Origin of the sequence: Amycolatopsis bullii (assembly GCF_014654205.1) — a bacterium.
Classification (GTDB): Bacteria; Actinomycetota; Actinomycetes; order Mycobacteriales; family Pseudonocardiaceae; genus Amycolatopsis; species Amycolatopsis plumensis.
Genome location: NZ_BNAW01000041.1, coordinates 46,512 through 59,340, shown reverse-complemented (window position 1 = coordinate 59,340; position 12,829 = coordinate 46,512). Strand labels below are relative to the sequence as shown.

Here is a 12,829-nt window from a genome sequence, read left to right as displayed (position 1 = left end):
ATGGACGATTTTATCAACACGTTCCTCAGTTGGGACTACATTTCCCAAGTCCTGCCGGATCTGCTGAAGACCGGCCTGCTGAACACGCTGATCCTGTCGGTGTCCTCGGCGCTGATCGGCACGGTGGTGGGCATGGTGCTGGCCGTCATGGGCCTGTCCACCAAGTGGTGGCTGCGCTGGCCCGCGCGGGTGTACACCGACATCTTCCGCGGGCTGCCGGCGATCCTGACGATCCTGCTGATCGGCCAGGGCCTCGGCACGCTCGCGCGGGACGTCGTCGGCACGAACCCGTACCCGATGGGCATCCTGGCGCTGTCGCTGATCGCGGCCGCCTACATCGGCGAGATCTTCCGGTCCGGCATCCAGAGCGTCGACAAGGGGCAGATGGAAGCCAGCCGGGCGCTCGGGCTGAGCTACACCAAGGCGATGCTGCTGGTGATCATCCCCCAGGGTGTCCGGCGGGTGCTGCCGGCGCTGGTGAACCAGTTCATCGCGCTGGTCAAGGACTCCAGCCTGGTGTACGTGCTCGGCCTGCTGTCCGGGCAGCGCGAGCTGTTCCGGATCGGCCAGGACCTCGCGGCGAACACCGGCAACCTGTCCCCGCTGGTCGCGGCGGGCGTGTTCTTCCTGGTGATCACCGTGCCGCTGACGCACCTGGTCAACTACATCGACAAGAAGCTCCGGACCGGCCGCAAGGTGCGCGCCGACGAGCCGGGCGACGGAGACGAGCTGGACCTGGTCGCCAGCGGAAAGGTCCCCTCGTGACGACGGCGGTGCGTTCGTCCAGTGTGGAGCTGCGGGACATCCACGTCAGCTTCGGCACACTCGAAGTCCTGCGCGGGGTCGACCTCCGCGTGGAAAGCGGCAAGACGACGTGCGTCATCGGCCCGTCCGGCTCCGGCAAGTCCACGCTCCTGCGCTGCGTGAACCGCTTGCAGGAGCCCGATTCCGGCGACCTGCTGCTCGACGGCGAGTCGGTGATCAAGGCCGACCCGGACGCGCTGCGCCAGCGCGTCGGCATGGTGTTCCAGCACTTCAACCTCTTCGGCCACCGGAGCGTGCTGGACAACATCGTGCTCCCGCTGCGCAGCGTGAAGAAGCTGAGCAAGGAGGAGGCCTCGGCCATCGCCCGCGCGCGCTTGGCGGACGTCGGCCTGGCGGACAAGGCCCCGTACCGGCCCAGCGCGTTGTCCGGCGGCCAGCAGCAGCGCGTGGCCATCGCCCGGGCCCTGGCGATGGACCCCGAGGTGATGCTCTTCGACGAGGCGACGAGCGCGCTGGACCCGGAGCTGGTCAAGGGCGTGCTGAACCTGATGGCGGGCCTGGCCTCCCGGGGCCTGACCCTGATCGTGGTGACGCACGAGATGGGCTTCGCCCGGAGCGTGGCCGACGAGGTGGCGTTCATGGATGCGGGCCGCATCGTGGAGCAGGGCCCACCGGCAGAGATCTTCGACGAGCCGCAAAGCCCCCGCTTGCAGCGGTTCCTCTCCCAGGTCCTCTGAAACTTGCAGGGTGCTCTGAAAAGAGCACGCTTCGGCGGCGGCAGCCCGGGTAACCTGCGGAGATGGCGAGAATCGCTCGGCTGACGTACTACCCGGTCAAGTCCTGCGCGGGCATCGACGTGCCGGCCGCCGAGGTGACCCTCACCGGGCTCCCGAACGACCGCGTCTTCCAGGTCATCACCCCGGACAGCGAGATCCTCACCCAGCGGCCGCACCCGGTCATGGCGACCGTCCGGCCGCGGGTGCTCGGCGACCGGCTCGCGCTGTCCGCTCCCGGCCGTGAAGACCTCGTCGTCGGCATCCGGCGCGACGGCCCGCGACGCCCGGTGTCGATGGCCGGGTGGGACGGCGAAGGCGTCCGGCAAGACCCCCGAGCCGACGAGTGGTTCTCCGGCCTGCTCGGCCGGCCCGCCGAACTGATCGGCCTCACCCCCGACCACCACCGCGTCACCGGCGGCGAGACCCCGGGTGCGGCCGCCTTTCCCGACGGGCACGCGCTGCTCGTCGCCTCGGAGTCCTCTTTGGACACCCTGAACGAACGGATCGCCGCCGGGCAGGGCGAGCCCGTCCCGATGGATCGCTTCCGCCCCAACATCGTCATCGCCGGCTGGGCCGAACCCCACCGCGAAGACGACGCCCGCGAACTGACCGTCGGCACCGCGAGGATCGGGTACGCGGAGCAGTGCGTCCGCTGCCAGGTCCCGATGATCGACCAGGAGACCGGCGCGAAGGCCGGTCCCGAGCCGATCCGCACCCTCGCGACCTACCGGCGTGCCCCGCGGGGCGGCGTCGTCTTCGGGATGAAGGCCGCGGTGCTGCACCCGGGTCAGGTCGCCGTCGGCGACGAGGTGATCGTGCACTCCTGGGCCGGCCCGAGCCCGAGCACGGCCGCCGCGGAGCCGCCGTTCACGGCGACGGCGAGCCGTCCCGCCGAGTCGGTGTAGAGCACCGAAGCGCCGGCGGGCACGTCGGCGAAGGTCCGTCCGAGCACCGTGGACACCGCCACCCGCTCGCTGTGCACGGTCACCGCGCCGGACAGGCCCGAGAGCTCGAGGTCCGCCGGGGTCGCGGCCAGCTGGACGTTGCCGAAGTGGTCGACCGTCAGCACCTCCGACACGAGCTTCCCCGGGAACGCGGCCACGAACGGCTCCGGCATCGCGACCAGGCCGTCCACCGGGTCGCCGAAGTCCGACGGCGCGACGCCCAGCGCCAGGTGCGCGGCCGCGGGCGCGAAGACGTCCCGCCCGTGGAACGTCGCCGACGTCGCCGGCAGCCGCAGCGACGGCTCGGCGAGCTCGTAGGCCGCCCGGACCCCGCCGAGGGCCTGCGCGGCCGGCAGCAGCAGGCCGTTGTCCGGCCCGACCAGCAGCCCGTCCTCCGCGACGACGACCACGCCGAGCCGGGCGGTGCCGACACCGGGGTCGACCACGGCCACGTGCACCGACTCCGGCAGGTAGGGGACGGTCTGGGCCAGCGCCATCGCCCCGTGCCGGATGTCCTGGGGCGGCACTTCGTGGGTCACGTCGATCACCCGCACCGCGGGTGCGAGCCGCGCGATCACGCCGTGGCAGGCCGCCACGAAGCCGTCGCGCAGGCCGTAGTCGGTCGTCACCGAGATCCAGTCGTACGCCATGCCAGCATCATCCATGGTGGCGGAGGGTGCGCGTTAGGGTTCGGTGCGTGACACCCCTCCCCACCCTCGAACGGCTCGCCACGGGCAAGGTCCGCGACCTCTACGCCGTGGGCGGCGACCACCTGCTGGTCGTCGCCTCCGACCGCATCTCCGCGTTCGAACGCGTCTTCCCCACGCCGGTCCCCGGCAAGGGCCGCGTGCTCACCGCGATGAGCGTGTTCTGGTTCCGCGAGCTCGCCGACGTCCTCCCGAACCACCTCGTGACCTGCGAGGGGCCGCTGATCCCCGAGTCCGTCCGCGGCCGCGCGCTGCTGGTCGAGCGGCTCGACATGCTGCCGGTGGAGGCGGTCGTGCGCGGCTACCTCACCGGCCGCGGGTACGCCGACTACCGCCGGTCCGGGCAGGTGTGCGGGCTGGCGCTGCCGCCCGGCCTGGCCGAGTCGGCGCGGCTGCCCGAGCCGATCTTCACGCCGTCCACCAAGGCGCTGCCGGGGGAGAAGGACGAGAACATCGACTTCGACACCTGCGTGTCGGTGCTCGGCCGCGCGCTCGCCGAAGAGGTCCGGGAGGCGTCCCTGGAGCTGTACCGCCGGGGCGCGGCGCGCGCGGCCGAGCAGGGCCTGCTGCTGGCCGACACGAAGTTCGAATTCGGCATCGGCCGCGACGGCGGCCTGGTGCTCGCCGACGAGCTGCTGACGCCGGATTCGGCACGCTACTGGCTCGCCGACGGTCACCAGCCCGGCGTCCCGCAGCCGTCGTTCGATAAGCAGCACGTGCGCGACTGGCTGGTCGACCCGGCGTCCGGCTGGGACTGCGTGTCCGCGCTGCCGCCGTTGCCACCCGAAGTGGTGACGGCCACGCGCGACCGGTACATCGAGGCGTACCACCGCATCACCGGGCTTTCGCTGGCAGACTGGCCGCGTGATCCTGCTGATCTGCGGCAGCCTGCGAGCCGGCTCGGGCAATGCGGCGGTGCTGGGGACCGTCGCGACCCTCACCGCGAGCAAGACGTACACCGGCCTAGGCGACCTGCCGCACTTCAACCCCGATGACGACCGCGACCCGCTGCACCCCGAGGTCGCGGCGCTGCGTGCCGCCCTGAAGGAGGCCGACGCGGTCCTGATCTGCACGCCCGAGTACGCGGGCGGCCTGCCGGGCTCGTTCAAGAACCTCCTCGACTGGACGGTCGGCGGCGGCGAGATGTACGGCAAGCCGGTGGCGTGGATCAACGCGTCCTCGGTCGCGGCCCCGACCGGTGGCCGGGACGCCCACGACTCGCTGCGCAAGGTCCTGACGTACACGGGTGCGAAGATCGTCGAGGAGGCGTGCGCGCGGATCCCGGTGTCCCGCGCGGACGTCGCCGACGGCCAGGTCGCCGATCCCGACCTGCGCGGCCGGATCGCCGTGGCGGTGTCGCGGCTGCGCCAGGGCGCCTGACCCTTCCGGCAACGGACGCTCGCCCGTTCTGTGCAGTTCACGGCGACGTCAGCCGCGTGCGTCCCAATGAAGGCGTGGACGCTCGCTTGCTGGTTTCGCTGTCGGGAATCACCCCGCGCACGCTGCACCGGTGCGCCGACCTCGCGGCCGAGCTCGACCGCCGGAAGGTGCCGCTGTCGGTGCTGTACGCCGCCCGCACCGGCGAAGGCCCGGTGACGGAGTGGGTGCGCGCCCGCGCCCGCGGCGGTGATTCCGTGCTCCTGCACGGCTACGACCACACCGTCACGCCCACGCACCGCACGGTGCACCTGGGCAAGAAGGCGGAGTTCGCGGCGCTGCCGGCGCACGAGGCACGCCTGCGCCTGATCGCCGCGAAGGCCGCGCTGGACAACGCGGGGCTGTCGGTGGACGGCTTCGCGCCGCCGCGCTGGATCGCCTCCCCCGGCACGCTGCAGGCGCTGGCCGAGCACGGTTTCCGGCTGTGCGCGGACCTCGGCGCGGTGCGGGACCTCGTCACCGGCGAGGTGCGCCGCGCGCGGGTGAGCGAGTTCACGAGCCAGTCGCACCGCACGGAGACGGTGCGCTGCTTCGCGCTGGTGCTGGCGGCGGCGCGCTCGGCCCGCCGGGGCGGGCTGGTCCGGCTGGGGGTGGCAGCCACGGACCTGACCCGACCCGGCCTCCGCCAGGCCGTGCTCGACGCGGTGGACGTCGCCCTGGAGAACCGCGCGTTCGGCGCGACCTACGGTTCGCTGCGCGCGGTCGCGGCCTAGAACTTCGCCGGTTCACCCCGGTCGAGCACCTTGATCTCGGACCCTTCGGGCGCGAGGTTGCCGAACAGGCCGTAGTGCATGGCCGGATTGGCGAGCACGGCTTCGTGGATGGGAACGGCGACCCGCGGCGCGACGGCCCGCAGGTAGTCGACGGCCTCCCCGGCCTTCAGCCACGGAGCGCCGGTGGGCAGCCCGAGCACGTCGATCTTCTGCTCCGGCACGAAGAACGAGTCGCCGGGGTGGAAGAAGGCACCGTCGTCGAAGACGTACCCGATGTTCGGGATCACGGGGATGTCGGAGTGGATGACGGCGTGCTCCCCGCCGACGGCCTTGATCGAGGTGTCCCCGACGGCGAAGGCATCTCCGACGTTGGCGATGTCGAACTGCAGGCCCAGCTTTTCGACCTCGGGAGCGGAGCCGGGATCGACGATCAGCTTCGCACCGGGGTTGGCTTCGAGGACCCGGGGCAGCCGCTCGACGTCGAGGTGGTCGAAGTGCTGGTGCGTCACCAGCACGGCGGACAGCTCCCGCTCACCCTCGAAGCCGGTGGAGAAGACGCCGGGATCGATCAGGATCCGCTCGGAACCGGTCTCCAGCAACAGGCAGGCGTGTCCGAAATGGACGATACGCATCGTTGGTACTCCTTCACGGGTGGTCGATCCCAGCCTAGGCAGGTTGTCGGCGGCCCGCCAACACGCTCGGTGGCCGACCGGCGGCCCCTCCTCCGCTGCCGCACCGAAATCCGCGGCGGTGGTGACGCTCGGTTTCCGTTTTTCGAGAATGTCACCAATTTGTCCACTCGGACGGAGCAACTTGGCCGGAAGGTGCGCAAATGACTTATTCTTGAGCGTCCGGCACCCGTTGCGGCAGGGAGTGGGGCGCCCAATGCTGAAGAGCTTCCTCGGCTGGCTCCGAGAATATGTCATCTACACCGGCATTGTCGGTCTGGTGGAAGGCGTGCTGGGAATCCTTGCGTTCGGCGGCTTGCTCAGTGCGTTGCTGGGCAACTCGGCGATAAAGGCGGGCGCAATCGTGGCGGTGCTGCTCGGGGTGATCGGGTTGTACATCCTCCTGATCGCGAACCGGGTGGAATGGCGGTCACGAACGGAACTCGACCGCCGGTTGCTCCAGTACTACTGCACGGTCCTCAAGGAGCGCCACGGTCACTCGTGGCGGATCGCCAGCTGGGTGGAGTCCGCCGTGGTGCGGCCGAACGGCGACGCCAGCGAGGTGATCACCGTCAAGGCGATCGTCGAATGCGATTTGCTCGACTTCTTCGCCATTCGCACTGGTGCGGGGTGGAAGCAGCCCGAACGCGCGCGCCGCAAAGTGAAGGTGGATGTCAAGTCGCTCGAAGTCGATGGTATCGGCGGTACTCGGCGAGATGCGACGTCGACTTGGCTGAACGATGGAAGACTGGAAATCATCGCACATTTCGGCAGTCCGGCGAGGCGGGGCGACGAAATCGTCATGGTGATCGAAAAGGCGTGGCCCGGTAAATGTGCTCCCCTGATGCGGGATCGGCGCCCGGACGAATTCGCGTTGAGGTTCGCGTGCGTCACCGACTACTTGGAGTACGCGATTCAACTGCCCGAAGGCAGCGACGTGGCTTGTGATGCGATCGGCCTGCTGAAGGGGCAACACGACTACTCGCTGGCGGTCCGGCGCAACGGTGCCGGGCCCACCGAGGTGTGCCTGGTGGCGAGGAACATCCCGCCACGCCTTCGCGTCGGGATGCGCCTCGACCTCAAAAAGCCGAGGTAACCCGTCCGAGGGACGGGGCTGCTGCAGGCGAAACTACGTGTCTCCGCCTTCGCCACCTTGGTGAATCATTGACCATCCTCGACTTAGTCATCACACCAGTCCGGCCGAGGTTCCGGCCGAAGACCGCGACTCTAGCGCCTCGACGACTCCGTGTCCGCCGAAACCCACGAAAGGCTGACTCAACCACAATTCCCTTGTCGCTTGCTGGAGAATTTGTCGACAACTCCGGGTCAAAGCTTCCCGGTCAGCAACGCATCCCCCAGCTCCGTCCGCCGGTACAGCACCCGATGCCCCCGCCGCTCCGAAGCCAGCAACCCCGCGCCACGCAACGCCGTCAGGTGCGCCGAAACCGTTGCCGCCGCCAGTCCGTGCCGCCGGGCCAGTTCGGTCGTCGCCGCCGGGCGGTCGAGGGTCGTCAGCAGCAGCGCCCGCGTCCGGCCGAGCACCTCGACCAGCGGTTCGGACGGCGCGGAAGTGCTCCACAGCGAAGCCACCCCGCGCGCCGGGTACAGCAGCGAAACCTGCCACGGCGGCACCGTCACCACCCCGACGTTCGGCCACGCGAACACCGCCGGGATCAGCAGCAGCCCGCGCGAGTCGATCGAAAGCCGCTCGCGGGCCCGGACGTCGACCAGCACCGACGTCCCCGACAGCCGGACGCGCGGGTGGAGCTCCGCCAGCATTGCCGCGATCCCACCCGAGCCGAGCTGCCGCGTCCGGTGCGCGATGTCCGCCGCGAGCAGCTCGCGCAGGCGGGGCCACTGCGGCGCCAGCACCGACCGCCACACCGTCTCCAGCTGGCCGGCCAGCAGGTCGCGCGCGGCCGCCGGGTCGGCCGGCAGCCCGGACAGGTCCGCGTCGACCATGCCCAGCTCCAGCGCCACCTGCTCCGGCGGCGTCGCGCGGACCACCTCGAGCTGCGCTTCGGCGGTCGTCTCGGGACCGTCGGGCGGCGGGCTCAGGAACTCGGTGATGTAGTGCCGCCCGCTCAGCACCGCCGTCAGCTCGGGCACATCCGGCACGCCGGAGAGCCACGGCAGGGGCGCGGGGTGCCGCCGGAGGCCGAGCAGCGTCTGGACCGCGCCCAGCACCTCCTCCAACGGCGAGATCGCGAAGCGGACGCGCTGGCTCCCGGCCGCGGTCAGGGCCAGCTCGATCACGGCTGATTCGCTCTCACCCGAATCAGTATGCCGCGGCAGCGCGCCAGGAGAGCGTGACGGCATGTCGTTGTTGACTCATCGCGCGTACTGGCGCTGGTCGGCGGGTGTCCAGTTCGCCCGGCTGCCGGCGACCATGGCGCCGCTCGCGTTCACCCTGCTCACCACGGCCACGACCGGCTCTTACCGGCTCGGCGGCGTGCTGATGTCGGTCTACGTCGCCACCGAGATGGTGTGCGCGGTGCCGGTCGGGCGGCTGCTCGACCGCGTCGGCCCTTCGCGGGGCTTACCCGCGCTGCTGCTCCTGACCGCCGCCGGGTACGCCGTGCTGGCGCTGGCCGCCGACGCGCCGGCCCCGGTCCTGGTCGCGCTCGTCCTGCTGCCGGGCATCGCGGGCGGCGCGCTGTCGGGCGGCTTCCGGACGCTCCTGGCCGACACGGTCGACGACGCGCTGCTGCCCAGGGCGATCTCCGTCGACGCGATGATCATGGAAGGCGTGCTGGTCGGCGGCCCCGCGCTGGTCGCGTTGCTGGACCTGGCCGGCACGTTCGTCCCGCTCGCCATGATGGCGGCGGTCTGCGTGGCGGCCGCGGTGCTCGTCCCGCGCCGCCGGGGCGAGCCCGATCAAGTGGAATCCGGTGATGACGTCCCGGCGGTCCGCCTCCGCACCTACTTGCCGTGGCTCTGCTGCGCGTTCACCGTCGGGCTGCTGCTGTCGACCATCGAGGTGGCGCCGCTGCCCCTGGTCCAGCGCCTCGGGGCACCGGCGGCCGCCGCGCCGGTGGTGATCGCCGTGCTGAGCGGCGCGAGCATCGCCGGCAGCGCGCTCTACGCGTGGCGGGGCCGGACCGGCGACCCGCGGCTGTTCCTCGCCGGGTTCATGGCCGGCGGGCTCGCCCTCGCCGCCGACCTGGGCTGGCCCGGGCTGGTCGCGTCGGTCGCGGTGATCGGTGGCTGCACCGGGCCGCTGGTGGCCACGACGTCGGTCAACCTGCAGCGCGTGCTGCCGAAGAACCGCAGGTCAGCCGGGTTCTCGCTGTCGTTCACCGTGCAGGCGGCCGGCTTCGGCCTCGGCTCGCTGGCCGTGGGCGTCCTGCCGCTGTGGGTGACCCCGTTGTTCGGTGTCTTTGCCGCGGCGATCGCCGGTGCAATGCTGGTGCGGAAGCCCGGACGATCTATTGGCACAGTGTCAGTAACGTCGTAACCTGGGCTGACCCTCGACCCACGGGAGACGCCGATGACTGCCGTCCAGCCGAAGCCGACGACGGTCGGCGAGACCTTCGACTCGCTCAGCCCGGCGACCGACGAGGTGGTCGGAACCTACCCGATCCACACCGCGGAGGACGTCAAGGCGGCCGTCGAACGGGCGCGCGTCGCGGCGGAGTGGTGGGCGGGCCTCGGCTTCGCCGGGCGCGCCGAGCGGCTCAAAGGCTGGAAGGGCGTGCTGACGCGGCGGCTGCCTCAACTGTGCCAGGTGGTCCGCGACGAGACCGGCAAGCCGATCGCCGACGCGCAGCTGGAGAGCGTCCTGGCCATCGAGCACATCGCGTGGGCGGGCAAGCACGCCAAGAAGATCCTCGGCAAGCAGAAGCGGTCCGCGGGGCTGCTGATGTCGAACCAGGCGGCGACGGTGGAGTACCAGCCGCTGGGTGTGGTCGGCGTGATCGGCCCGTGGAACTACCCGGTGTTCACGCCGCTCGGCTCCGTCGCGTACGCGCTCGCGGCGGGCAACGCGGTGGTGTTCAAGCCGAGCGAGTACACCCCGGGCGTCGGGAAGTGGCTGGTCGACGCGTTCGCCGAGATCGTCCCGGAGCAGCCGGTGCTGCAGCTGATCACCGGCTTCGGCGAGACGGGCGCGGCACTGGTGCGAGCCGGGGTCGACAAGATCGCGTTCACCGGCTCGACGGCGACGGGCAAGCGCATCATGGCCGCAGCGGCCGAGACGCTGACGCCGGTGGTCATCGAGGCCGGCGGCAAGGACCCGGTGCTCGTCGACGCGGACGCGGATCTGGACGCGGCGGCGGACGCCACGGTGTGGGGCGCGTTCTCCAACTCCGGCCAGACGTGCATCGGCGTCGAGCGGGTGTACGTGCACGAGAAGGTCCACGACGAGTTCGTGGCGAAGGTGGTCGAGAAGTCGAAGGACGTCCGCGCCGGCTCGGACGAGGCGGCCCAGTACGGCCCGGTGACGATGCCGTCCCAGCTGGGCGTGATCAAGCGCCACATCCACGACGCCCTGTCCCGCGGCGGCAAGGCGGTGCTGGGCGGCGAGGAGGCGGTCGGCGACCGCTACGCGCAGCCGACGGTCCTGGTCGACGTCCCGGAGGATTCCGAGGCGGTGACGGAGGAGACGTTCGGCCCGACGGTGACGATCGCCAAGGTCCGCGACATGGACGAAGCGGTCGAGCGTGCGAACAACACGAAGTACGGCCTGGGCTCGACGGTGTTCTCGAAGTCCCGCGGCGTGGAGCTGGCGGAGAAGCTGCGCACGGGCATGACGGCGATCAACGCGCCCCTGTCCTTCGCGGGAATCGCGTCGCTGCCCTTCGGTGGCGTCGGCGATTCGGGCTTCGGCCGCATCCACGGCCCGGAGGGGCTGCGCGAGTTCGCCCGCACGAAGGCCATCGCCCGCCAGCGCTTCACGGCCCCGCTCACGTTGACTTCGTTCAGCCGCAAGGAATCGACGGACGCGCTGGTTGCCAAGCTGGTGACCATCCTCCACGGCAAGCGCTGAGCCACCCCGGGGTTGTGGACAACTCGGGTCCACAACCCCGGAACAGCGCCGAAACTGTCGGTGCCCGCCGGTAAACTGGACAACCGGGGGGCCGAGGGCCGCGCTAAATCGACCGCCCCCGGATCAGGTCCGCCGCCTTCTCCGCCACCATGATCGTCGGCGCGTTGGTGTTCCCCCGCGGCACCACCGGCATCACGGAAGCATCCACCACCCGCAGCCCCTCCACGCCCTGAACCCGCAGCTCCGGGTCCACCACCGACCCGATCGAGCAAGTCCCGACCGGGTGATAGAGCGTCTGCGTGTTCTCCCGGATGTGCTCGGCCAGCTCGGAATCGCTCAAATCGTGCCGCAGCGGCAGGAACGGCTTGTCCAGGAACCGCCGCAGCGGCCCCGCCTGCCCGATCTCGATCAACGCCCGCAGCCCGGCGATCATCGTCTCCATGTCTCGCGGCTCGGCGTAGTACGCCGGGTCGATTTCCGGCTTCCACAACGGGTTCGCCGACTTCAGCCGCAGCCGTCCGCGGCTCGCGACGTCCACCAGCGTCGCCGCCGACGTGAACCCGGGAACCGTCGGTTCGCGCAACCCGTTGTCGTAGAACATCGTCGGCGCCACGTGGATCTGCATGTCCGGCGCCGGCAGGCCGTCCGTGGTCGGGTAGAACGCGCCCGCTTCACCGATGTTCGACGTCAAGGGGCCCCGCCGGGTCAGCTGGTACCGCGCCAGGCCGAAGAGCGAAGCCGCGTCGACCAGGTCGGTCGTGTCACGGGTGGACCAGATGATCCCGCACGCCGGGTGGTCGTGCAGGTTCTCCCCGACCCCGGGCAGCGCGGCGACGACGTCGATGCCGTGCTCGCGCAGGTGCTCGGCGGGGCCGACGCCCGACACCATCAGTAGCTGCGGTGAGTTGACGGCGCCGCCCGAAAGGATGACCTCGGCCGAAGCGTGCACCGTCCGTTCCACGCCGCTGTCCAAATAGGACACACCGACCGCGCGTGTGCCCTCGAAGACGACCCGGGTGGCGGGCGCCAGCGTCTTCACCGTCAGGTTCGGCCGCGAAAGCGCCGGGCGCAGGTAGGCGTCCGCCGTGGACCACCGGCGGCCCTTCTTGCACGTCACCTGGTAGACGCCGGCGCCTTCCTGGCTCTCGCCGTTGAAGTCGTCGGTGCGCTTGAGGCCCCACGCGACGGCCGAGTCGACCCAGGCGTGCGACAGCTCGTGGGTGAACCGGCGGTCTTCGACGTGCAGCGGGCCGTCGGTGCCGTGCAGCGGCCCGCCGAGCCGCTGGTTGCCCTCGGCCCGCTTGAAGTACGGCAGGACGTCGTCCCAGCCCCATCCGGTAGCGCCGTGAGAATCGCGCCAGCCGTCGTAGTCGGCGCGGTTGCCGCGGATGTAGATCATCGCGTTGATCGACGAGCAGCCGCCGAGCATCTTCCCGCGCGGCCAGTACGACGTCTTGCCCGTGTGCTTCTGCTCGACGGTCTCGTAGTTCCAGTCCCACTTGGTCTTGAACAGCGACGCGAACGCGGCGGGGATGTGGATCTCGTCCGCGGTGTCCTCCGCGCCCGCTTCGAGGAGCAGGACCTGGGCCGAAGGATCTTCGGTGAGGCGGTGGGCGAGGACGCACCCCGCGCTGCCGGCGCCGACGATGACGTAGTCGTAGGACTCCTGGACGGCCACGGTGCCTCCTGTTGGCGAGATGTCAACGACTCATCATGGCGCAGCTCCGCGCCGTCGGCCAGTTTAGGTTTCCCGGTGGGCCCCGCCAGGGGGTCGAGAGGGTGAACTATGCTCGGGAGGTACCCACGACCTGCGTGAATAAGGAGCAGCCTGC

Annotated in this window: 13 protein-coding genes; 9 read left to right on the top strand and 4 right to left on the bottom strand. The window is 70.7% G+C overall.

The window, feature by feature from the left end:
* The 3 genes from IE317_RS33035 (at position 1) to IE317_RS33025 (ending at position 2,446) form a co-directional block, all read left to right on the top strand.
* The gene (locus IE317_RS33035; RefSeq protein WP_191315286.1) at positions 1-765 is read left to right on the top strand and encodes an amino acid ABC transporter permease; all 765 of its coding nucleotides are present in this window, start codon (positions 1-3) and stop codon (positions 763-765) included.
* Entirely contained in the window at positions 762-1,502 is a 741-nt protein-coding gene (locus IE317_RS33030) for an amino acid ABC transporter ATP-binding protein (protein WP_191315285.1), read from the top strand. Before IE317_RS33035 ends, IE317_RS33030 begins: the two co-directional genes overlap by 4 nt.
* A 62-nt stretch (positions 1,503-1,564) precedes the next feature.
* Positions 1,565-2,446, top strand: a complete 882-nt coding sequence (locus IE317_RS33025; RefSeq protein WP_191315284.1) for an MOSC domain-containing protein — start codon at positions 1,565-1,567, stop codon at positions 2,444-2,446.
* On the opposite strand, the gene IE317_RS33020 is transcribed toward IE317_RS33025, so the two are convergent.
* Positions 2,329-3,135 (bottom strand): SAM hydrolase/SAM-dependent halogenase family protein, encoded by an 807-nt coding sequence (locus tag IE317_RS33020; RefSeq protein WP_191315283.1) that lies wholly within the window; start codon positions 3,133-3,135, stop codon positions 2,329-2,331. The two genes, IE317_RS33025 and IE317_RS33020, sit on opposite strands and share 118 nt — an antisense overlap.
* A gap of 47 nt (positions 3,136-3,182) precedes the next feature.
* Between IE317_RS33020 and IE317_RS33015 the strand changes: the two genes are divergently transcribed.
* The 3 genes from IE317_RS33015 to IE317_RS33005 all read left to right on the top strand — a co-directional run bounded on the left by IE317_RS33015 (position 3,183) and on the right by IE317_RS33005 (position 5,342).
* Complete coding sequence (locus IE317_RS33015) at positions 3,183-4,187, top strand: phosphoribosylaminoimidazolesuccinocarboxamide synthase (protein WP_191315282.1); 1,005 nt, start codon at positions 3,183-3,185, stop codon at positions 4,185-4,187.
* Complete coding sequence (locus IE317_RS33010; protein ID WP_191315281.1) at positions 4,108-4,572, top strand: NADPH-dependent FMN reductase; 465 nt, start codon at positions 4,108-4,110, stop codon at positions 4,570-4,572. The genes IE317_RS33015 and IE317_RS33010 overlap by 80 nt, the downstream gene beginning before the upstream one ends.
* A gap of 74 nt (positions 4,573-4,646) precedes the next feature.
* On the top strand, positions 4,647-5,342 hold the full coding sequence (locus IE317_RS33005; protein WP_229903041.1) for a DUF2334 domain-containing protein: 696 nt from the start codon (positions 4,647-4,649) through the stop codon (positions 5,340-5,342).
* On the opposite strand, the gene IE317_RS33000 is transcribed toward IE317_RS33005, so the two are convergent.
* On the bottom strand, positions 5,339-5,974 hold the full coding sequence (locus tag IE317_RS33000; protein ID WP_191315280.1) for an MBL fold metallo-hydrolase: 636 nt from the start codon (positions 5,972-5,974) through the stop codon (positions 5,339-5,341). The genes IE317_RS33005 and IE317_RS33000 overlap by 4 nt on opposite strands.
* A gap of 253 nt (positions 5,975-6,227) precedes the next feature.
* Here IE317_RS33000 and IE317_RS32995 point away from each other — a divergent pair, with 253 nt between their 5' ends.
* Positions 6,228-7,106 (top strand): hypothetical protein, encoded by an 879-nt coding sequence (locus tag IE317_RS32995; protein ID WP_191315279.1) that lies wholly within the window; start codon positions 6,228-6,230, stop codon positions 7,104-7,106.
* A gap of 230 nt (positions 7,107-7,336) precedes the next feature.
* Here IE317_RS32995 and IE317_RS32990 read toward each other — a convergent pair whose 3' ends face one another.
* Positions 7,337-8,266, bottom strand: coding sequence for an ArsR/SmtB family transcription factor (locus IE317_RS32990; protein ID WP_191315278.1), 930 nt, complete (start codon positions 8,264-8,266; stop codon positions 7,337-7,339).
* A gap of 61 nt (positions 8,267-8,327) precedes the next feature.
* Between IE317_RS32990 and IE317_RS32985 the strand changes: the two genes are divergently transcribed.
* Together IE317_RS32985 and IE317_RS32980 are read left to right on the top strand one after the other, a co-directional pair.
* Complete coding sequence (locus IE317_RS32985) at positions 8,328-9,467, top strand: MFS transporter (protein WP_191315277.1); 1,140 nt, start codon at positions 8,328-8,330, stop codon at positions 9,465-9,467.
* Positions 9,468-9,500: 33 nt separating this feature from the next.
* Positions 9,501-10,997 carry an aldehyde dehydrogenase family protein gene (locus IE317_RS32980; protein ID WP_191315276.1) on the top strand — a complete coding sequence of 499 codons (1,497 nt, stop codon included), beginning with the start codon at positions 9,501-9,503 and terminating at the stop codon, positions 10,995-10,997.
* A gap of 103 nt (positions 10,998-11,100) precedes the next feature.
* Here IE317_RS32980 and IE317_RS32975 read toward each other — a convergent pair whose 3' ends face one another.
* Positions 11,101-12,675: a GMC family oxidoreductase gene (locus IE317_RS32975; protein WP_191315275.1), complete on the bottom strand. Its 1,575-nt coding sequence runs from the start codon at positions 12,673-12,675 to the stop codon at positions 11,101-11,103.
* Between the last annotated feature and the right edge of the window lie 154 nt (positions 12,676-12,829).